This is a genomic window from Bacteroides parvus, assembly GCF_017309675.2.
GTDB classification, from domain to species: Bacteria; Bacteroidota; Bacteroidia; order Bacteroidales; family Bacteroidaceae; genus Bacteroides; species Bacteroides uniformis.
Map to the genome: position 1 here is coordinate 1,893,565 of NZ_CP084680.1, position 21,103 is coordinate 1,914,667.

The window sequence follows — 21,103 nt, forward strand, 5'->3', positions numbered from 1 at the left end:
TAAAGGATACGGATGAAAGAGATGGGGGTTATAGGACGATGGGCTCTTATACTGCTCTTGCTGGGCAATGTATATGGGGGCTTTGCACAAGATGCGAATACTGCGCGCGCGCAGCACATTTATGAATTGTTTGTGGCAGGGCAAGATGACAGTATCCATGCGGCATTGAACCGGGAGTTGCAGGAGAAACTGGCTCCGGCACTCTTCAATGATTCTTTCCGGCAAGCAGAGAAAATGTTTGGTAAATCCATATCAAAAGGAGAATGGAAGACCGATTCTGCCCAGGGAATTACTATCTATTATTCCGATGTGGAATTTGAACGTTATAATCTCCGCTTTCTAGTGGCTTTTGATGCTGACGGGGCACTGAATACAATCCGGCTGGTCCCTGCACCTGCTGTTAGCACTGCCCAACCGGTAGCCTATGATAAGACAAAAATGGATGAAAGGGATATTACGCTGGGAGCCGACGGCTACAAGCTTCCCGGAACGTTGACTTTGCCCAAGCGGGCAGTCGGTCCGGATGCATGCAGGGTTCCTTGTGTTATTTTGGTACATGGTTCCGGTCCTCACGACCGTGACGAGACGATAGGTCCCAACAAGCCTTTCCGTGACCTGGCCTGGGGATTGGCGGAACGCGGCATTGCCGTCGTCCGTTATGAAAAACGGACAAAAGCATATGGTGTGGCTTGCGTTCCTGCCGGTCGCGAACTCGATTATGATACTGAGGCCGTGGACGATGCCGTTGCCATAGTGGAGCAGGTAAGGGCTTTGCCCGAGCTGGCTCCTGACAGTGTGTATGTGTTGGGGCACAGCCTGGGAGGTACATTGGCTCCCCGTATTGCCGGGCGTTCGAAAGGTTTGGCAGGTATCATTATCCTTGCCGGGCTGGCAAGACCGCTTGAAGATGCTCTTGAGGAACAGTTTTATTATACCTCTTCTTTGACGGATTCTTCAGTCAATGTAAAGGCTCAACTTGATGAATTGAAACAACAGTTGGCTAATGTCAAAAAGCTTGGTACGGAAGAGTTTGATGAAACGATTTCCTTGCCATTGGGGCAGCCCCGCTCATATTGGCTGTTTGCCAATGCTTACAAACCGGTGGAAGTTGCCGCTAAACTAAAGCTGCCTATATTTGTTCTTCAAGGGGAGAGAGATTATCAGGTGACTATGGAAGACTTCGGTTTATGGCGTTCCGGTTTGTTGCGCTGCAAGAATGCATATTTCAAATCTTATCCGAAATTGAATCACTTGTTGCAGGAAGGCAGCGGCAAGGCGACTCCGTTTGAGTATAGCCATGCTTCGCCCGTCCCAGCATATGTTATGGATGACATTGCCTCCTTCGTGCGGGGCAAGCAGAATACTCTTTGATTGGTACTTGGTTATATCAAAGTAACTTCAATCGTAAATCGTAAATTGTTAAATAGTAAATAAATAGTGGCTAAAAAAGAAACTTCAACCAAAAGCTTTGTCCTCCGTGTGGATGCTGCAACGATGGATGCCATTGAAAAATGGGCAGCCGACGAGTTCCGTAGTACCAATGGACAGCTTCAGTGGATTATCGCTGAAGCATTGCGGAAGAGTGGGCGGATGAAGAAGTCCAAGAATCCTCCTCCGTCTGAAGAGAAAGCAGAGGAGGATTCGTAATAACAGATTCTAAATCGCAGATAGTATGATTAATCTTGGTCCTTATTCCGGCAAGAATTGCCCTAATGTCCGTTTTCAACCCACTGTGATTGACCGTATTCTGGAAGGTACGGCCCTGCTTATCGTGCTCGTTACGTGGATTAGCATTTACTGGCTGTATACCCAAAGAGAAGGTGCCCTGCTGCCCGCCGTCTGGGTGATGGGTGGCTGTTCCATTTTCTGTTTCCTTTTGATGGGGGGATTGGCGTATCTTCCCGTCCGTTTCATCAATTTCCCTATTCGGGTCACCGAGCGCAATGCGGCTGTTCAATATTTGTTTGCCATACGCCTTACCCGGGTGATGAACATCATTCTGTTGTTAGTGCTTTTGGGCAGTGTTTGGGGCTTGTATTATGCATTCGGCAAACTCCTGCTCCTTGTCTCGTTTGTTTTGTTGGGGGTGGCATTTATAGGGTACTATATACTGGCGTTTAAATATAAGTAGCCTTACAGTCTGTTTAATAGTCCTTTTTACCACTTACCCTCCTTTCTCATCTTTATTTGTTGTTATAAATCTGCCATTACCTACTAATGGTTACTCTTTCTCTTCTTTTTGTAATTTTTAGGTATTGTTCTCCTTTTTAACTACCTCTACCTTTGCCCCAATAAAATTTAAGATAAAAGATGAGAAAATTAACAGGCTTATTCGTTTTATGTTTTCTGCTTTCTGCCAATGCTTTGCAGGCTGCTGAACCTGAAAAAGTTACTTCTGCAGCAGAGAGTACGGAAATTTCAACAGACAAAGAGAAAAAGGAAAAAGTAGCGAATGATGGCGACAACTACAAGAAATTCCGTTTCGGTGGATACGGAGAAATGGTTGCAAGTTTTAAGGATTATGGTATTAACCGTTTCTATGGTGCGCCTGAAGGCAATCCAGACAAACATAGGAATACAATTTCTATACCCCGTTTCGTGTTGGCTCTGGATTACAAGTTCAATTCCAAATGGATACTCGGTGCTGAAATCGAGTTTGAATCCGGTGGTACGGGTACTGCTTATGAACTTGAGAATACGGAAAACGGTGAGTATGAAACGGAGGTGGAAAAGGGTGGCGAAGTGGCTATCGAGCAATTCCACATTACCCGTTTAATTGTTCCACAATTCAACATACGTGCCGGTCACATCATTGTCCCGGTAGGATTGACCAACGCCCATCATGAACCAATCAATTTCTTTGGAACTTATCGGCCGGAAGGAGAGACAACCATCCTTCCTTCTACGTGGCATGAAAACGGACTCGAGTTTTTTGGTTCTTTTGGAAAAGGATATGCCAGCTTTGATTATCAAGCCATGATAGTGGCCGGTCTGAATGCCAATGGTTTTGACCGTAACACCTGGATAGCAAGTGGCAAACAAGGCATCTTTGAAGAAGACAACTTTACTTCACCGGGCTATGTGGCTCGTCTGGACTACAAGGGGGTTCCGGGGTTGCGTATAGGCGCTTCGTTTTATTACTGCGCTGATGCCGGTTCCAATTCTGACAAAGCGGATACTTATTCGTCTACCGGTAAGATTCCGGTAAGAATCTATACGGCAGATGCCCAATACCGTAATAAATATGTGGTTGCCCGTGCCAATATGGTATACGGAAATTTGGGTAATTCAGCGAAGCTTAGTGAGGCAAATACCAAATTGTCGAATAAATCTCCTTACAGCCGTATAACCCCCATTGCAAAGAATGTAGTCAGTTATGCAGCCGAGGCCGGTTTGAATATCAGCGCTTTCTTCAAAGGAAACAGGAAAGTTCCGGTTATCTACCCCTTTGCACGTTATGAATATTATAATCCGCAAGAAAAGGGAGAGGCCAGCCAGATAATGGAGAAACGTTGTCAAGTAAGCATGTGGACTGCTGGATTGAATTGGTATGCCTTGCCTAATCTGGTGGTAAAGGCTGATTACACCACCCGCCAAATCGGAACAAACAAGGTTTTTGGAACTGGTAAGTATAATAGTGAAAATGAGTTTTCGATCGGTATTGCCTATATCGGTTGGTTTGTCAAGAAGTAGATGAATAGTAATCAATTAATTTTATACAAATGAAGAAAAATTTCTTTTATGCGACAGCTTTGGTATTAGGGCTGGCATTTACGGCTACTGCTTGTAGCGATGATGATGACAACAGTACAGTTAATCCTGCTGACATTGAGTATAATTCGGGGAATGCAGCAAGTTGGCACAACTACATGAGAAATGTGGCGGCTTTGTTGAAGACAGATGCCACCAATCTTTATGATTCTTGGAATACGAGTTATAAGGGTGGGGCAAGTTTTGCAACTTCCTTCAAAGCTCATAATGGTGCCTATAACTTTTCAAGTGCCTGGAACTGTATAGAGCAGGTTATCGACGGTTGTGTTGAAATCTCCAATGAGGTAGGTGAGACGAAGATTGGTGATCCATATAATAAATATATGGCAAACAATGTTACAGAGGCCCTCTATGCTGTTGAGTCATGGTATAGCTGGCATTCCCGTGATGATTATACCAATAATATTTACTCAATCCGCAATGCCTATTACGGCTCTTTGGACGGTAAGGTGAGCGACAAGTCAATTTCAAAATTGGTGGCTGGAGCCAATGCGGAGTTGGATACGAAAGTGTCGGCAGCTATCACTACGGCAGCATCGGCTATTCAGGCTATTCCCCAACCTTTCCGTAATAATATCAACAGTCAGGAAACGGTAGCGGCTATCAAGGCTTGTGAAGAACTGGAAAGTGTATTGGATAAGGAGTTGAAACCTTATATCAGGGACAATAGCACCATTAACAGCAATGAAGCACTTGACCCGATTGTTGAAAATTATGTCAATGTTGTGGTTTTGCCTACCTATAAGGATTTGAAGGAGAAGAATAGTACGCTGTATGACGCTGTGGTGGCTCTTGCCAACAATCCCTCTAACAGTGCTTTTGAGACGGCATGCAATGCTTGGATAACAGCCCGTGAACCTTGGGAGGAAAGTGAGGCGTTCCTATTTGGGCCGGTGGATGAGCTGGGGCTTGACCCGAATATGGATAGTTGGCCTTTGGACCAGAACGCCATTGTCCAGATTCTGAATTCCCAGAAATGGGGCGATTTGGAATGGAGCGAGGGTGATGATGATGCAAAAGTTGAATCTGCCCAAAATGTACGCGGATTCCATACTTTAGAATTCCTGCTTTTCAAGGATGGCAAGCCTCGTACAGTTAAATAAGAATTATTTATAAACAATACTCAAGAAGTAAAGGGGGGGATTTGGAGAATCCTGCCTTTACTTCTTTGGCATGTTTGGATATGCCATTATTAAAAAGTAGATAAAGATGATGAATCATTTAATGAGATATTCATGTCTTCTCCTTTGTTTGTCGGCAGGTTTGACTGCTTGTGATGATGATGGGATTGACGTGTTGGATATAGAGATTCCTGAAGGATACGCTCTGTCTGCCGGAACGTCCACAATCTTCATGAATTCATCCAAGGCCTATGATTCACCGGCAGATTGGGTGTCGGGTGTTTACAACAGTCGCTTTAATGATGGTGACGGGCTTTACGATGATGTGCGTACGAGTAGCAATGGCATGGGAGGGGGGCTTGGCCCAGTCTATGCGGGGTATTCTTGTGGCAGTTGTCATCGTAATGCCGGCCGTACCAAACCGACGCTGTGGAGTGAAGGCGGATCGGGTAGTTACGGGTTTTCCTCGATGCTGGTTTATATAAGCCGCAAGAATGGTGCGTTTTTTCAGGATTATGGCCGTGTTCTCCATGACCAGGCCATTTATGGAGTGAAACCGGAGGGAAAGCTTTCTGTGGAGTATACTTATGAGACTTTTACCTTTCCCGACGGAGAGAAGTATGAACTTTGCAGACCGGCTTATTCCATATCCGAATGGTATGCTGACAGTATAAAGCCTGAAGATATGTTCTGTACGGTGCGTATCCCGTTGAGACATGTCGGTATGGGGCAAATGATGGCTTTGGAACCTACGGAGATTGAAGCGCTTGCTGCAAAAAGTAATTATCCGGAGTATGGTATAAGTGGCCGTTGCAATTACATTACCGAACGTGGTGTGAGAAGCTTGGGGCTGTCGGGAAATAAGGCTCAACATGCGGATTTGACTGTTGAACTTGGTTTTTCAAGTGATATGGGTGTTACCAATAGCCGCTATCCGGAAGAGATATGCGAGGGGCAGGCCCAGGTGAATCAAGGCAGCATGATGGGGCTTTCTTATGCCCAGTTGGATGTTTCTACAGAAGATATGGAAGATGTTGACTTGTATATGCAGAGTCTTGGTGTTCCTGCACGGCGTAATGTGAATGACCCGCAGGTGATAAGGGGAGAACAGAATTTCTATAAAGCCAAGTGCCATCTTTGCCATGTCACCACGTTGCATACCAAGCCTCGGGGCTCCGTGCTGTTGAACGGTACCCGTTTGCCATGGTTGGGAAGTCAGACAATTCACCCCTATTCGGATTTTTTGCTGCATGATATGGGCTCCGAAATTATGGGAGTCGGTCTGAATGATAACTATGTAAGTGGGTTGGCGCGTGGCAATGAATGGCGCACTACTCCGCTTTGGGGTATCGGGCTTCAGGAAAAGGTAAACGGACATACCTACTTCTTGCACGATGGCCGTGCCCGCAATCTTGTTGAAGCCATAATGTGGCATGGGGGAGAGGGAGAAGCATCGAAAAATCTCTTTAAGAACATGAGCAAGGATGACCGTGATGCCCTGATTGCATTTTTAAATTCACTTTAGAACTAATAAGCTTTATATAAAAAGTAATTATGAAGAAATTTTTATATGTCGCCATGCTGGCTGTTTTGCCTTTGACCGCTATGGCGCAACATGAGGAAGATACGGAGAATGGTGTAGTGTCATTGGCCGGAAGAGAAGGTTTTACCATTGAAACAAAGAAAGGTGACTTTGTTTTCAAGCCTTATCTGTTGGTACAAACGAGTGCTAATTTCAATTGGTATGATGATGAAGGCTTGGATAAGGCTTATAACCAAGATAATATTGCCAATTCGGGTTTTTCCATTCCTTATGCCGTACTTGGCTTTACTGGCAAGGCTTTTGGAAAAGTGGCTTTCAATCTGTCCATCAATGCTGCTGCAAGTGGAGGAGCGCTGTTACAGCAGGCGTGGTTCGATGTACAGCTGAAAAAACAATTTGCGATTCGTGTCGGAAAGTTCAAGACTCCATTCTCGCATGCCTATCTGACAACTCTTGGCGAAACACTGCTTCCCCAGTTGCCGGTTTCTCTGACGTCTTCTGTAATTTTGCCTTATTCGTTGAATGCCGTGACGCCTAATATCGGTACGGGATTTGACCTGGGTGTTGAAGTTCACGGTCTGGTGGCAGATAAGTTCGGTTATGAAGTCGGCTTGTTCAATGGAACCGGAGCTTCCGTGAATACAGCTTCAAAGACGATGAGTGATGACTGGCATATCCCTTCATTGCTGTATGCCGGACGTCTGACTTATATGCCCAAGGGGGTGATGCCTTCCACACAAGGTAATCCTAACCGTTTGAACGAGGATAAGATATTATTCGGTCTTTCGGGTTCTATCAATGTGGAGAGTGAAAATGAGAGTACCAATGATACCCGTGTGGGGTTGGAATTTGCTATGTTGAAGAACAAGCTCTATCTGGCGGCTGAAGCTTATTATATGAATGTAGGTTTCACCAAACGGCAAAAGATAAATGAATCGTATAGCTTTTTAGGCGGTTATGTGCAAGGTGGTTACTTTGTCGCTCCCCGCCTACAGCTTGCCGCACGCTACGATATCTTCAATCGTAACGGTACGGATGACGACGGTTTCCTGAATATGCCTGCTGTAGGTATGAACTACTTTTTCAGAGGATGCAACTTGAAATTGCAGGCAATGTATCAGTATGTAGCCCGTTGGGGACACGACACGCAGCTCGACCGTGATAATGATAATTTAGGTCTGGCCACTCACTCTGCCACGGTGATGCTTCAATATACATTCTAAATGAAGTCAGGAAAGGATTCGTCTATGAAAAAATACATTCTTTTCTTTTTTCTGCCCGTGCTTCTTATAGGTCTGCATGCATGCGATGAGGGGAGAATTTATGAGAATGCCGTTGTGGCCACGGGTGAAGGACGCACAGTGAAGATGACAGGCCGGATTAGTGGTGTGGATAAGTGGTCGGGCGACTATAGTGTGGTAGTGGCAGGATTTGATGATGAAAGCGATTATGCCATTGTTTCAAAGGTTGTTCCGGCATCCGAATCGGATAATGATGAAATCCAGTTGACAATGTCCGGCATAACGGATGAGGTGACAACTGTCGAGCTATGTGTAATCAATAAGTTGAGGAAGCGCATTGTCAGTTTGGTGGCAATGGAATGTACTGAAATCGCTGATACTATACTTATGGATGCAGGAACAGTTGATGCAAGTATGTACAATGCCATTCAACAAAAAATATTCAATGCCACTTGTACGGCTTGCCATGGTCTTAGCACCACTCCGGGTGGTGGCTTGAATCTGCTGGAAGGACATAGCCATGCTGATCTGGTCAACCGGGCTTCAACGACGGTGGACGGTAAAATGAGGGTTATGCCCGGTAATGCGTCAGAAAGTGTCTTGCATCTCATATTGGGTACGGACATCAGCTCGGATTGGCGTATAGACCATTCTCAGATGATAACCTCATCTGATATGCAGTCTTTGATTGGCAACTGGATTGACGATGGTGCACAGCCGTAATAATGATGGGCCTTACTGGTAATACCGGTACTTTTTTGAACAACAACGACTAATTGATATTTAATATGAAAAATAAACAACAACAAACTAATCAATTGGAGAATACCTTAACCGAAATCTTTAAATATGAGGTAGAAGCGGGTGTTTCGGAATATCATGTAATGATTCATGCCACCAGACCGGAAGCGACTTATGAAGAACAGCTGAATGCGGTGGTCGACACTTACTGCCAACTGCGTGAAAGTGAACTACAAGGTGCTGTTGCCATCTTTAAACGCTACTTTCTAAGTGACGCCGCCAATCAAGCAGATATGCTACTGGCGCTTTCGGCAGAATGTTCGGATTGTGCACTCTCCGTGGTAGAGCAGCCGCCGTTGAACGGTACAAAGATTGCACTGTGGGTCTATCTGCAGAAAGGTGTGGAAACACAGGTGCTTCATAACGGATTGTTCGAAGTGAGACATGGCGCCTACCGTCACCTTTGGGGAGGCGGCTCTTTCAATCGTGCTGCCAATTCGGAATACCAGACCCGTCTGCTGTTGAATGACTATGTGATGCAGCTGATGGAACAGGGCTGTAAGCTGGCTGATAATTGCATACGTACCTGGTTCTTTGTACAGAACGTGGATGTGAATTATGCCGGAGTGGTGAAGGCGCGTAATGAGGTGTTTGTTACCCAGGACTTGACGGAGAAGACTCATTATATTTCCAGTACCGGTATCGGTGGCCGTCATGCCGACCCAAAAGTGACGGTTCAGATGGATACTTATGCTGTAGATGGTTTGAAATCTGAACAAATTCACTACCTTTACGCACCGACACATCTGAATCCCACATACGAATACGGTGTGAGTTTCGAGCGAGGTACGTATGTGGATTATGGCGACCGTCGCCAGGTGTTTATTTCGGGTACTGCGAGCATCAATAATAAAGGTGAGGTGGTATGTCCCGGAGACATTCGCAAGCAGACGGAACGTATGTGGGAGAATGTGGAGGCTTTGTTGAAAGAGGCTGGCTGTACGTTTGATGATTTAGGACAGATGATTGTTTATCTGCGGGATGTTGCAGACTATACCGTGGTCAAAGGAATGTATGACGAGCGTTTTCCGGATACTCCGAGAGTGTTTGTATATGCTCCCGTATGTCGTCCGGGTTGGCTGATAGAGATGGAATGTATGGGAGTCAAGTCTTTAGAAAACAAGGAGTTTGCTCCATATTGATTTTTTTACTTTTAATTGATAGCTCTTAATTGAAAAAGTTTCTCATAGCTGTTTATGGTTGTTTGCTGCTCTTACTTGCTGCAACTACGTTTGTAGAGCAGACATACAGTACGGATTTTGTAGAAAAGCATGTTTATCATACGATTTGGTTCTGTTGTTTGTGGGGAGCCCTTGCTGCGATGACTGTTGTTGTGCTTGTAAGACAGCGGTTGTGGCGGCGTCTCCCGACGTTGTTGTTGCATGGCTCCTTCCTCGTGATTTTGGCGGGAGCCATGACTACGTTTCTTTGTGGCCGAAAAGGATATGTGCATCTTACTGTCGGCAGTGAGGTGAACTGCTTTTTGGAACAAGACGGCAGGCAGGTTGTAGAGTTACCGTTCACCTTACGTCTGGACAGTTTCCGGATTGAGTACTATCCGGGTACGGATGCTCCTGCAGATTATATCAGCTATATTCACGGTGAGACGCCCGTCTCCATGAACCGTATTCTTTCACGGCAGGGGTTCCGCTTTTATCAGTCTTCCTTTGATGAGGATATGCAGGGGAGCTGGCTGACAGTGAATTATGACCCGTGGGGGATAGGGGTTACCTATAGTGGATACCTCTTGTTAGGTGTCTCCATGCTCTGGATGCTGGTCAGCCGGGGTGGAGAGTTCCGCAGGCTGCTGAGGCATCCGTTGTTGAAGAAGGGAGGAATGTTTGTTCTATTGTTGCTGTGTCTGGGAAGTGGGGTACATGCGCAGAAGAGAAGCCTTCCGGCACTGGCACGCAAGCAGGCGGATAGTCTCGCCCGTAAGCAGGTGATTTATAATGACCGTGTGGTTCCTTTCAATACCCTTGCGCGCGATTTTGTACTGAAACTGACGGGAAAACCGTCTTATGGAGGCATGACGCCGGAGCAGGTGATTGGTGGATGGCTTCTGCGTCCGGAAGTTTGGCAGAATGAGCCGATGATTTATATCAAAAACGAGGCACTCCGTCGCCTGCTTCATTTGGAGACACCCTATGCATGTCTGGCTGATTTGTTCGACGGTGAGAAGTATCGCTTGCAGAAGTTCTGGAAGGGGAAGCAAGACCATCATCAGAAAATGACTTCTCTGGAAAAGGCCATTGTAGAGGCGGATGAAAAGGTGGGACTGATTTTGATGCTCCAAAATGGTACATTGATTCATCCTTTGCCGGAAGACGGGAGTGTGGAGCCTGTTTCCGATACTAAAATACAAGCCGAATTGCTGTATAACCGTATTCCTTTCAGCAAATTACTGTTCATGTTCAACCTTACGGTGGGGATGCTGGCTTTCTTCCGTCTGCTGTATCGCGGCCTGCGTCGTTCGTCGGCATTGTCAGACTCTTCCGGTAGGATTGTAGCGCTCTCTTTCTCTTCGCGTTTGGCAGATACTTTTTTCCCGTTTTCTCTTTATGCGGCGTTTCTCTTTCAGCTCTTCGGGTATGGCCTGAGGTGGTACATCGGTGGGCGAATACCGTTGGGCAACGGATACGAAACGATGCAGTTCATGGCATTGTGTGCGCTGTTCCTGGCTTGTCTGTTTCGGCGGCGCTTCCCGTTTATGGTGCCTTTCGGCTTTTTGCTGTCCGGTTTTGCCTTGCTAGTGTCTTATTTGGGACAGATGAATCCCCAAATCACTCCCTTGATGCCCGTGCTTGTTTCTCCATGGCTCAGTACGCATGTGTCGTTGATAATGATGTCTTATGCTTTGTTTGCCTTTATGATGCTGAACGGCATACTGGCATTGTGTCTTCGCCGTTCAGCCCGGATGTTGATGCTGCTCGGCCGATTGCTGCTTTATCCTGCCGTTTTCTTTTTGGGAGCCGGTATTTTTCTGGGTGCGGTTTGGGCCAATGCTTCTTGGGGGCGATATTGGGCTTGGGACCCGAAGGAAGTATGGGCGCTGATTACCTTTATGGTTTATGGAGCGGCGTTCCATGCGCGCAGCCTGCGCATTTTCCGCAGGCCGTTATTCTTCCACATCTATATGATTGTCGCTTTTCTGACAGTCCTGATGACCTATTTTGGGGTGAACTACATCCTTGGAGGAATGCATAGCTATGCCAATGCTTGATTTGCGGGTGGTTCTACCTATTTATAATGACTGGCTTTTTTCATTATACCTAATTTGAGCGATTGCGTACTGTCTGCCGATGCCTTATCTTTGCAACATCAGATTTGAATGAATTAGTTAGTCATAATTACGTAACCACTTTTATGAAGATAAAAGGATCCCCACTTTCCGATGTGATATCGTGAAGTGGGGATTTGTGTATGGCGTGGCGGATACTGTGGGCAAGGTTGGTTAAGGCTACTTGTCAGACTGCTTGAGTCATAGCATGGGGAGGGCTGACATAGGGGATGAGCTTTGTCTTCAGCCTGAAGATGCACATCTCTATGCTGAAGATATACATCGTTACGCTAAAGATGTATATCGCCAGTCACAAGATAAACCTTAATCAATAGCCAGAGGCCTTTTCCCGTATGGGGGAGAATACTTTTGCAAGGGATTCATCCGTTTTTTCCCTATAGGCCGTAGTGGGTAGGGAAACAGTTGCCGGAAGAACCTTATAGAGAGTCCTTGATGTCTCCCAATTCCACTAGCTTGTTCACAATAGCGTAGATGGTAAGCCCTGCCGGAGAATGTATCTGCAGTTTGCGTGCAATGTTACGGCGATGGGTAATGACAGTATGAATGGAGAGGTAGAGTTTGTCGGCGATGGCTTTGTTGGTCATGCCCTTCACAACGCAGGTGATGATTTCTTTTTCGCGCTGGCTCAGGGTTTCTTGTTCGCTGTCTTTTTCCTCTTCCTCCTCGGTGTGCAGCAAGTGGTTGATTTTGGAGGTGATGACATCTATGTCATCGCACATGGCGAAGTTCTCGTCATATTTCTTCAATATGTTGTTGTCGATGACGGAGCATACCATAGCAATGTACTTGATGCCGGATTTTCCGTGTTCTGCCTTGAAGGCGGGCAGGTCGAACCAGCCACCGAAAGTGGGGTTGATGATGATAATGTCTGCCGGATGCATGTGAATGTAGTTTTGCAGCGATTCCGGAGAAGAAACTTCAATAGGGTGTGCATTCAAGTTGGGAATACGCTTCAAAACAGCCGTCAGACCACTTCGGATGATGACCGAAGTTTCTGCAATGACAATCTTCAAAGAAGTATTATTGTTCATTTTTCAGTTTCCTTTCTATTTGCGCTACGGCGGGAACAAACATATAATCTTCTACCTGGCAGTGGGTGGCAAGGTCTTGTTCGCAGTTGAATATATCGAACAAGACCGCATTCAGGAGATTGTTGTTCTCCTTTTCCGGGTAGTATTTGATGATGATGTTCTTCAGTTCTTTCAGTTTGGTGTCTATCTGATTATGTTTGCTGGCAAAAGTGGCGATGTTGTATTCGTCCGATAGTCTGCCCTGGAGCAAGTGCTCTACGTAGGTGAATACGGCCTGGTTTTCATATTCCATGTGGCGGCGTACCTCCTTGGCATATTCATCGAAGAACTTCAGGATGAGGTAGGCTACATCGTTTGTACTGGAACAATCGATGGCTTCGATGAGTTTGCGGCGGATGGCCGGCAGGTTGAAGTCGAGGAAATACGTGTGGGCACGCTTCAGATAATCCATAAGGGCGGGAATGGAAAAGTCACTTTCATTGCCGCTGTAAGAGTATTGTTCTTCGCTGATAAAGTTGGCTACGGCGAGGAATGTGGGGCAATCTACGCCTTGCGCTTCGCAGACGTCCTTCACGTTCTTGTCTCCGAATCCTAATGACAGTCCGAAGCGGCTCATCACCATTAATAAGGAGTAATTGTCACAGATGAGGTCGCTCATTTTGTCCGTGGAGCGGTACTTATGTTGCTCATTCATTGTGTGTTATTGTTTTTAATTCTTTAATTCGTGCGCAAAGTAACGGCTTTTATCCGAGAACTGCAATCACTATTAGTAGGTATTTTGCTTGTCGGGAGATGGTTGGAGAGTGGTGTTTGCTGGATAAACTAAAAGCTTTAGTTTTATTTAACGAGAGAAATTAGTTTTTGAACTAAATAATTTAGTTATTTGCGGAAAACAAAGAATGTTATGAAAGGATTGACTGCAAAAGAAGAAGAAATCATGGGCTTTTTCTGGGGAAAAGGACCCTTGTTTGTGAAGGAAATGCTGGCATTCTATGAAGAGCCGAAACCCCATTTCAATACTTTGTCCACCATTGTGAGGGGATTGGAGGATAAGGGATTCCTAAGCCATCATGCATATGGTAACACCTATCAGTATTATGCGGTGGTCAGCGAGGAGGATTTTCGCAAGCGGACACTGAAGAATGTTATCAGTAAATATTTCAATAATTCCTATCTCAGTGCAGTGTCGTCTTTGGTGAGGGAAGAAGATATATCTTTGGAAGAACTGAAACTGTTGATACAAGAGGTGGAAAAGGGAAAGGATTGAGGTAATTGAAAATCTAATAACTCTTGCTTATGAAAAACATCGGATTGGTTTGTTGGTTGCTGGTGAGTATTTGCTGCGGATTGCAAGCAAAGAAAATTGTAAAGACTCCCTATTTCATGGCTTGTAATACGCGTAGCATCGAAGTGGAGCGAGTGATACTTGGAGAAGACACGACTTGGCTGGATGTGAAGATATACGGTATGCAGGGTGATAAGGTCAGGATAGATTCGGCAGCCGTATTGCAGGCATCCGGAAAGCATTATGAATATTGGGGGGATACCGGTTTTTCCAGAGGGGAATGGACAAGTATTCCTGCTTCCGGTGAAATGACCGCTACTTTGAAGTTTAGGCCGCTTCCGATGGACACCGAGAGTTTTGACTTTCTGGAGATGCCTGGCAGTGATGAGGGATGGATAATCTACGACATACAGCTCAACGGGCAGAAGCCTCAGGTGGATATTCCCGAAAGGCTACTGGACAAGAAGCCGGATGAAGTTTTACCCTTGCCCGCACCGGAACTGAATGCAGGAAAGGCTGTCATAAAAGGACGGATATTAGGGTATAAGCCGGAATATGGAGTGACGTTACGCTACTATGGCTCGCCTTGGTTCTTTATGTATTTCACCGGCAAGGACTTGGAGATTGCGGAGGATGGCACGTTCCGCTATGAGACGGAGGTGCTGTTGCCAAGCGGTGCTGCGTTGTGGATATCCCGTTCGAAGATAGAATTGTTCCTTGTGCCGGGTGGAGAACTGGATATTACAATCAATCTGCCCGAAATATTCTATTCGCAGAGCCGTCTTTTAAGCAGGAAAAGCGATGGGGAAGTGGAGAACCGCGTCTGGTTTGAAGGAGACTATGCCGGACTGAACACCGAGTTGTTGCGGTTCGGTGAAATGAAAAGCTTATCGGAAGCTGATGATTTTTATTCCGATATTTGTGGGATGACTCCGCAGGCATATAAGAAATATCTGTTCAGGCATTATGAAGATATGCTGGAGGAACTTGTGAAAAACAAGGATATGAGTCAGGCTTGCCGCACCTATATCCGGTCAAATCTGGATATGAATCTATTCAGCCTTATCTATAATTACAAGAGCAACCTTAGTTATGCCCCGATGCTTTCGGGCAGGAAGGGTGTGAAAAGGGCGGACATGACGGTGGACAGCACCTCATACTTCAAGGAAATACTGCAACTAGATATTCTGCATTCTCCCGCGCAGAAGTATTATGACTTTTATACGGATTTTGTGCGGACTGCTACCGGAGAACTTCGTGACAGGTTTGTGCAGGACACCCTTTGGCCGGACATGCTTCTTGCCAGGCGTGCTTCCCGTAATCTGAGCAAGTACATGCCTTTGACTGAGGAAGAGCATCGGACGGTAGACAGCATTGCTTCTCCCGACCTCAGGCAATTGTTCCTGATGAGAAACGAGAGGATTGAGGCTGAATTGAAGGCCGGGATGGAAGCTGCTAAGGGCAAGACCGGATATACGGTTGTTGAAGTAGGAAAGGAGATAGCGGCAGATAGCTTATTGAAAGTTATTACCCGTCCTTATCGTGGTAAGATGGTATTGGTCGATATGTGGAACACCTGGTGCGGTCCTTGTATGCGGGCAATGAAAAGTCTGAAACCTTTGAAGGAAGAGTTGAAAGAGGTGGTCTATTTATACATTGCGGATGAATCATCTCCTGAAGGGAAATGGAAATTGAGGATACCGGATATACACGGCATCCATTGCCGCATCAGTAATGAGCAAAGTACAGCATTGGCAAAGCTGTATGAATATCCGGGCATCCCGACCTATTTCGTAGTGAACCGTGAAGGAGATGTCTCCTACAAAGTAACCGGATTCCCCGGAGTGGAGATGCTACGGAATGAACTGACTAAGTAGCTGTAAATAGTAAATCGTTAAATAGTAAATAACTCCATGGGTCTGTTTTTTGTTTATATACTCAAATCATCCGTTTGTCTGGCGGTATTCTATCTGTTTTATCGCTTGCTGCTGGCACGTGATACATTTCATCGTTTCAACCGGTTTGCGTTGCTGGGCATTTTGTTGTTGTCGTGCCTGCTGCCTTTGGTTGAGGTAAGTGTAAGGCAAGAGACTGAAGTGCATCAGACCATGCTGACATTGGAACAGTTGTTGATGATGGCAGATGCAATGAATGCTACTGAAACCGGAATAACGGCTGAGGCGGCAACGGTCACCTGGATACAGGTGGCGTTGTTGGTTTATCTGGCAGGAATCATTTTCTTTGCTCTCCGCAATGCTTGTTCGTTGGTGCGGTTGCTGATGTTGCTGAAAGCGGGTAAGAAAGAAAGTGTCGGCAATTACTTGCCGGGCAGGAAAGAGCGCGTTACTTTGATTGTACACAACTGTGACATCGCTCCGTTCAGTTGGATGGGATATATTGTCATTCCACGGAAAGACTTGGAGGAGAACGGACGGGAAATCCTTATCCACGAGCTTGCCCATATCCATAACCGCCATTCCTGGGACTTGCTGGTGGCTGATGTCTGCATTTTCTTTCAGTGGTTCAATCCGGCATCATGGCTCCTGAAGCAGGAATTGCAGAATATCCATGAGTTTGAAGCGGATGAAACGGTGATAAAGGAGGGTGTGGATGCAAAACAGTATCAACTATTATTAATAAAAAAAGCTGTCGGCACAAGGCTCTACTCTATGGCCAACAGCTTTAATCACAGTAAACTTAAAAAACGTATCACTATGATGTTAAAAGAAAAATCAAGTCCGTGGGCACGTTTGAAGTATCTTTATGTACTTCCGGTAGCTGCCATTGCAGTGACAACTTTTGCCCGTCCAGAAGTCTCCGATAAGGTTGAGGAGATTTCAAGTGTCAAAGTTAACGATTTGGCTGCAATTGTAGAAACAAAAGTGGTGGAAAGTGTAGGAGACACAACGAAACCTGCCGATGTGAAGTATGTACCTACGGAAGTCCGCAAGCAGTTGAAGGGAACTCCGGTCTTTGAACTGGTAGAGGAGATGCCGGAATTTCCCGGAGGTGGAATGAGTGCTCTTATGGGTTATCTGAAAGACAATATGCGCTATCCGGCATCTGCCAAAGAGAAAGGTACGCAAGGGCGTGTGACTGTCCAATTTGTGGTGGATAAAGATGGAAGTATCAAGGAACCGAAACTTCTCCGTTCTGTAGATAAGGATATGGATGCTGAAGCGTTGCGTTTGATAAGTAATATGCCGAAGTGGAAACCGGGGAGACAGAAGGGGCAGCCGGTGGCGGTGAAATATACGGTTCCGGTGATGTTCAGTTTGGATGATGACAAACTTGAGAAAACTTCTTCTGCCAATGGTATTACAGTTGAAGGATATGCAGGTAATGGGAAAGAACCACTGTATATTGTGGATGGAAAAGAGGTGACACCATCTGTCATGAGTGCATTGGATCCTGATAAGATAGAGCGTGTAACGGTTTTGAAAGATAAATCTGCCACGGAATTATATGGAGAAAAGGGAAAGAATGGTGTTCTTTTGATAACCCTGAAACAAGGAACTCCAGGTATAGTTATCCGTCGGGATAAAGAGGTGACAGAGAACGCTAAAGTACAGCATAACGGTAGTCTTGATTTAACGAAGACTATTTATATTGATGGAGAAAAGGTTGATTTGGGTACTAAAACTATCGATGATTTAATACCTGCGGAGAATATTGAGAGCATTGAGGTGAAGAAAGAGGCAGGTGGAAAAGGTGAGATTTACATTGCTACTAAAAAAACTAAAGCTGTAGAAAAGACTTCCGTTCAAGGTAATATGAAAGTGGAAGGCAAAGTGGTGGATGAGCAGGGCGAGCCTATTATTGGTGCGGCTGTTCTGATAGAAGGTACCACTACGGGAAGCGTTACCGATGTCAATGGTAATTTTGTCCTTTCTGTTCCTTCTAAGGATGCTGTATTGGTTGCTTCGTATATAGGCATGGCTACCAGCAAAGTGAAGGCGCAATCCAAGCTTACGATTACACTAAAAAATGAATAGTCTCTAACAACTATGACAAGTAAAATTCTTTCTTTGTTTCTGATTCTGATAGCTGTGGGGGCAGGGCTTTGCTCTGCCCAGACAGCAGGTAAGAAATATTATTTAGTGGATGGCCTTTTCTTCGAAGGCATGCCACCTTGTGTGGATTCGGATAATGTAGCAGCCTACGTTATACATAAGGACGGCGTGGGACACGAGGTTACAGAACTTCGTTTGTGCAGGGATTTTGTGCTGCCTGAAGATGTGAGAAAATACGCTACTCCTGCTGAAGAGGTGTCTGGTGCGGAAGCCTTTTTGATGAGTTATCGTGGAGGGATAGGGCAGAAGCTCCCGATAGTCTCTGTCGTACGGACTCTGAAGACAGAGGAATGGATAGGTAAACCCTTTCCAGAATTCAAAGTAAAAGATACCGCAGGGAAGGAGTGGACTAATACCGATGTAGTGGGCCGTCCTATGGTCTTGAACTTCTGGTATACTGGCTGTGGCCCTTGTATCCGTGAAATGCCGGAGCTGAACAAATGGATGGAAGTCTATCCTGATGTAACCTATCTTGCTACGACTTTTGACAGTGCTGCACAAATAAAGAAAATTGTAGAGAGCCGTCCTTTTCTCTTTACCCAGATAGCCGATGACTTGTTTTTCTTCGAGACCTTTCATGTGAGCGGTATGCCGGTCACTATACTGGTGGATAAGAAAGGTATTATCCGCCATATAGAACAAGGTACTGGAACTGCGAAACTTCGGTATATACAGGATAAGTTGCAGAAACTTGTCAGCGAATAATTCTTTCTTGATGAATAGGGATAAGGATTTCAGAGGATTTCTTTTGCTCTTTCACAGATTATCATACCTTTGCGAATATAAATCTAAGGAAGGGGAAGGTTATGATAAAACATCTTTTTTTAATATTGGGACTGCTTGCTGCGCTCACTTTTGCCGAGCCGGTTCTGGCTTGTACATCTGCCGTCGTTTCCGGAAAGGTTACTCTTGACGGCCGTCCGTTGCTATGGAAAAACCGTGATACGGACTATCTGCGAAATCATGTAGCTTATGTGAAAGGTGAGAAGTATGACTTCATTGCCGATGTGAATAGTGACAATTTCCCTGATTTGAAGGAGGCATGGGTCGGTACCAATTCCGCCGGCTTTGCCTTGATGAACACCCAATCCTACAATCTGGTGGAAGTGAAAGATGGGGAAGAACGGGGTGCCGCCAACGGGAGGATTATCTACCGTGCTTTGGAGGTTTGTGCCACGGTGGAGGACTTCTGCCATTTTCTTGATACCATCACCAAGCCCAGCCTGATAGAAGCCAATTTTGGCGTGATTGATGCCAAAGGCGGTGCCGCCATGTTTGAGGTGGATTACTATAAATATACGATGTATGATGCCAATGATCCGAAAGATGCTCCTTACGGTTACATTGCCCGTACGAACTTTTCTTTTGCCGGTGAGGTGAACCGGGGAGCGGGTTATGTACGCTATATGGAGGCAGACCGGGTATTGATGAAGGCTTCTGCAACGGGTGGGGTGACACCTCAGGGTATCTTCAATGACCTTTCACGTTCGTTCCGCAATTGCATGCTCGATATTGATTTGAGGAGCGGGAAGTTTAATCGCCCGCAAGGTTCCGGTTGGTTTGTCGACCAGGATTTTATTCCCCGTAACAGCACTTCTTGTTCCATTGTGGTGCAGGGCGTAAAACCGGGTGAGAAGGCGGAACTTACTACGATGTGGACAATGCTGGGATATTCTCCTACGGGCATTGCCGTGCCACTTTGGGTGAAGGATGCGGATAAATTTCTGCCTTCGATGGTATGTTGGGACAAGGCGTGTGCTGCCGCTCCGCTCAGTGATTGGTCACTCCGGCTTTCCAATAATGTCTTCTGTTACAATCAGGGGATGGGAACCAATCGTTATCTGAATTGGGAAAAACTGTACAATATGGAGAATAACGGCTATATGCAACAGCTTGTTCCGGTGGAGGCGGAGGTGTTTCGCCGTACATGCCCATTGTTGGACAGTTGGAGACAGCAAGGAAGCATTGATTCTCAAGAAATGCAGAAGCTTTATCAAGATGTGGAAGCACTTGTCCGAAAGGCTTATACGCCTTTGATGGAGCAATGACAGTATTCCAGTATTTCTCTTTCCTGCTCAGGGTGGAACCAGCGGATTTCCTCGTCCCGTTTGAACCAGGTCATTTGCTTACGGGAATAGATGCGTGAGTTCTGCTTTATCTTCTCAATGGCAAAGGGTAATGTCCATTCGCCGTCCAGGTACTTGAATATTTCTTTGTAGCCTACTGTATTTAGGGAATTTAGACTTTTATGCGGATAGACCATGTGCGCTTCTTCCACCAAACCCTCTTCCACCATTTGGTCCACCCGGCAGTTGATGCGTTCATAAAGCTCTTCCCGGTCACGCGTTAATCCTATTTTGATAATACGGAAGGGGCGTTCTTTCTTTTGTTGGGTGCGGAAGGAAGTGTAGGTCTTGCCCGTCATATAGCAGATTTCCAAAGCATGGACTACGCGTTTTGGGTTTTTCAAATCTACTATTTTGTAATATTCCGGGTCCAACAGCTTAAGTTCCGCACAAAGTCTTTCCAGACCTTCTGTTTCGTATTTGTACAGCATGAGTTGGCGTGTATCGGCATCTACGGTCGGAATGTCGTCAATGCCTTTACAGACTGCATCTACATACATCATTGAGCCTCCGGTCAGCAGTATGGTGTTATGCTTTGTAAACAAGTCTTCCAGCAGCTTCATTACTTCCGCTTCGTATTGGGCGGCACTGTAATAGTCTGTCAGCTTCAGGGTACCGACGAAGTGATGCTGTACCCGTTGCAGCTGCTCCGGTGTAGGGGCAGCCGTGCCTATCTTTAAATCTGCATAGAGTTGTCTCGAATCGGCCGAGACGATACAAGTATGGAAATGTTCTGCCAATCGGAGGCTTAATTCTGTTTTGCCTACTCCGGTGGGGCCGATAAGTACGATTAGGGTGTGCATGCGGGTA

Annotated in this window: 18 protein-coding genes; 15 read left to right on the forward strand and 3 right to left on the reverse strand. The window is 45.8% G+C overall.

Going from position 1 to position 21,103, the window contains the following annotated elements; all coding sequences use genetic code 11:
- The first annotated feature begins 12 nt into the window (after nucleotides 1-12).
- From JXR92_RS07515 to JXR92_RS07560, 10 genes are all read left to right on the forward strand, one after another.
- Nucleotides 13-1,371: an alpha/beta hydrolase gene (locus JXR92_RS07515; RefSeq protein ID WP_138345055.1), complete on the forward strand. Its 1,359-nt coding sequence runs from the start codon at nucleotides 13-15 to the stop codon at nucleotides 1,369-1,371.
- Nucleotides 1,372-1,437: 66 nt separating this feature from the next.
- Nucleotides 1,438-1,647, forward strand: coding sequence for a type II toxin-antitoxin system antitoxin (locus JXR92_RS07520; RefSeq protein ID WP_005835322.1), 210 nt, complete (start codon nucleotides 1,438-1,440; stop codon nucleotides 1,645-1,647).
- A gap of 25 nt (nucleotides 1,648-1,672) precedes the next feature.
- Nucleotides 1,673-2,131: a hypothetical protein gene (locus JXR92_RS07525; RefSeq protein WP_009037112.1), complete on the forward strand. Its 459-nt coding sequence runs from the start codon at nucleotides 1,673-1,675 to the stop codon at nucleotides 2,129-2,131.
- A gap of 179 nt (nucleotides 2,132-2,310) precedes the next feature.
- Nucleotides 2,311-3,693 carry a hypothetical protein gene (locus tag JXR92_RS07530; RefSeq protein WP_005823799.1) on the forward strand — a complete coding sequence of 461 codons (1,383 nt, stop codon included), beginning with the start codon at nucleotides 2,311-2,313 and terminating at the stop codon, nucleotides 3,691-3,693.
- 29 nt (nucleotides 3,694-3,722) lie between these two features.
- A complete protein-coding gene (locus tag JXR92_RS07535) occupies nucleotides 3,723-4,874 on the forward strand; it encodes an imelysin family protein (RefSeq protein WP_117680609.1) in 1,152 nt (383 codons plus the stop codon).
- A gap of 109 nt (nucleotides 4,875-4,983) precedes the next feature.
- On the forward strand, nucleotides 4,984-6,417 hold the full coding sequence (locus JXR92_RS07540) for a di-heme oxidoredictase family protein (protein WP_034523352.1): 1,434 nt from the start codon (nucleotides 4,984-4,986) through the stop codon (nucleotides 6,415-6,417).
- 29 nt (nucleotides 6,418-6,446) lie between these two features.
- Complete coding sequence (locus JXR92_RS07545) at nucleotides 6,447-7,658, forward strand: porin (RefSeq protein ID WP_087332953.1); 1,212 nt, start codon at nucleotides 6,447-6,449, stop codon at nucleotides 7,656-7,658.
- Between the two features lie 24 nt (nucleotides 7,659-7,682).
- On the forward strand, nucleotides 7,683-8,399 hold the full coding sequence (locus tag JXR92_RS07550; protein ID WP_008665536.1) for a hypothetical protein: 717 nt from the start codon (nucleotides 7,683-7,685) through the stop codon (nucleotides 8,397-8,399).
- 65 nt (nucleotides 8,400-8,464) lie between these two features.
- Nucleotides 8,465-9,619 (forward strand): Rid family hydrolase, encoded by a 1,155-nt coding sequence (locus JXR92_RS07555; protein ID WP_005835334.1) that lies wholly within the window; start codon nucleotides 8,465-8,467, stop codon nucleotides 9,617-9,619.
- A gap of 29 nt (nucleotides 9,620-9,648) precedes the next feature.
- Nucleotides 9,649-11,700 carry a cytochrome c biogenesis protein CcsA gene (locus tag JXR92_RS07560; protein ID WP_138345057.1) on the forward strand — a complete coding sequence of 684 codons (2,052 nt, stop codon included), beginning with the start codon at nucleotides 9,649-9,651 and terminating at the stop codon, nucleotides 11,698-11,700.
- Nucleotides 11,701-12,194: 494 nt separating this feature from the next.
- Here JXR92_RS07560 and JXR92_RS07565 read toward each other — a convergent pair whose 3' ends face one another.
- Together JXR92_RS07565 and JXR92_RS07570 are read right to left on the reverse strand one after the other, a co-directional pair.
- Entirely contained in the window at nucleotides 12,195-12,809 is a 615-nt protein-coding gene (locus JXR92_RS07565; protein ID WP_206897469.1) for a response regulator transcription factor, read from the reverse strand.
- Nucleotides 12,799-13,503 (reverse strand): hemerythrin domain-containing protein, encoded by a 705-nt coding sequence (locus JXR92_RS07570; RefSeq protein ID WP_117599410.1) that lies wholly within the window; start codon nucleotides 13,501-13,503, stop codon nucleotides 12,799-12,801. The genes JXR92_RS07565 and JXR92_RS07570 overlap by 11 nt, the downstream gene beginning before the upstream one ends.
- A 210-nt stretch (nucleotides 13,504-13,713) precedes the next feature.
- Here JXR92_RS07570 and JXR92_RS07575 point away from each other — a divergent pair, with 210 nt between their 5' ends.
- The 5 genes from JXR92_RS07575 to JXR92_RS07595 all read left to right on the forward strand — a co-directional run bounded on the left by JXR92_RS07575 (nucleotide 13,714) and on the right by JXR92_RS07595 (nucleotide 20,215).
- Entirely contained in the window at nucleotides 13,714-14,076 is a 363-nt protein-coding gene (locus JXR92_RS07575; RefSeq protein WP_117599411.1) for a BlaI/MecI/CopY family transcriptional regulator, read from the forward strand.
- Nucleotides 14,077-14,105: 29 nt separating this feature from the next.
- A complete protein-coding gene (locus JXR92_RS07580) occupies nucleotides 14,106-15,971 on the forward strand; it encodes a TlpA family protein disulfide reductase (protein WP_138345061.1) in 1,866 nt (621 codons plus the stop codon).
- A gap of 36 nt (nucleotides 15,972-16,007) precedes the next feature.
- Entirely contained in the window at nucleotides 16,008-18,089 is a 2,082-nt protein-coding gene (locus tag JXR92_RS07585; RefSeq protein WP_131225850.1) for a M56 family metallopeptidase, read from the forward strand.
- Nucleotides 18,090-18,101: 12 nt separating this feature from the next.
- The gene (locus tag JXR92_RS07590; RefSeq protein WP_117964794.1) at nucleotides 18,102-18,872 is read left to right on the forward strand and encodes a TlpA family protein disulfide reductase; all 771 of its coding nucleotides are present in this window, start codon (nucleotides 18,102-18,104) and stop codon (nucleotides 18,870-18,872) included.
- Between the two features lie 101 nt (nucleotides 18,873-18,973).
- Nucleotides 18,974-20,215, forward strand: a complete 1,242-nt coding sequence (locus JXR92_RS07595) for a carcinine hydrolase/isopenicillin-N N-acyltransferase family protein (protein WP_117964792.1) — start codon at nucleotides 18,974-18,976, stop codon at nucleotides 20,213-20,215.
- Here the strand turns inward: JXR92_RS07595 and miaA are convergent.
- Nucleotides 20,191-21,096, reverse strand: coding sequence for a tRNA (adenosine(37)-N6)-dimethylallyltransferase MiaA (miaA, locus tag JXR92_RS07600; protein WP_138345063.1), 906 nt, complete (start codon nucleotides 21,094-21,096; stop codon nucleotides 20,191-20,193). The genes JXR92_RS07595 and miaA overlap by 25 nt on opposite strands.
- Nucleotides 21,097-21,103 lie beyond the last annotated feature (7 nt).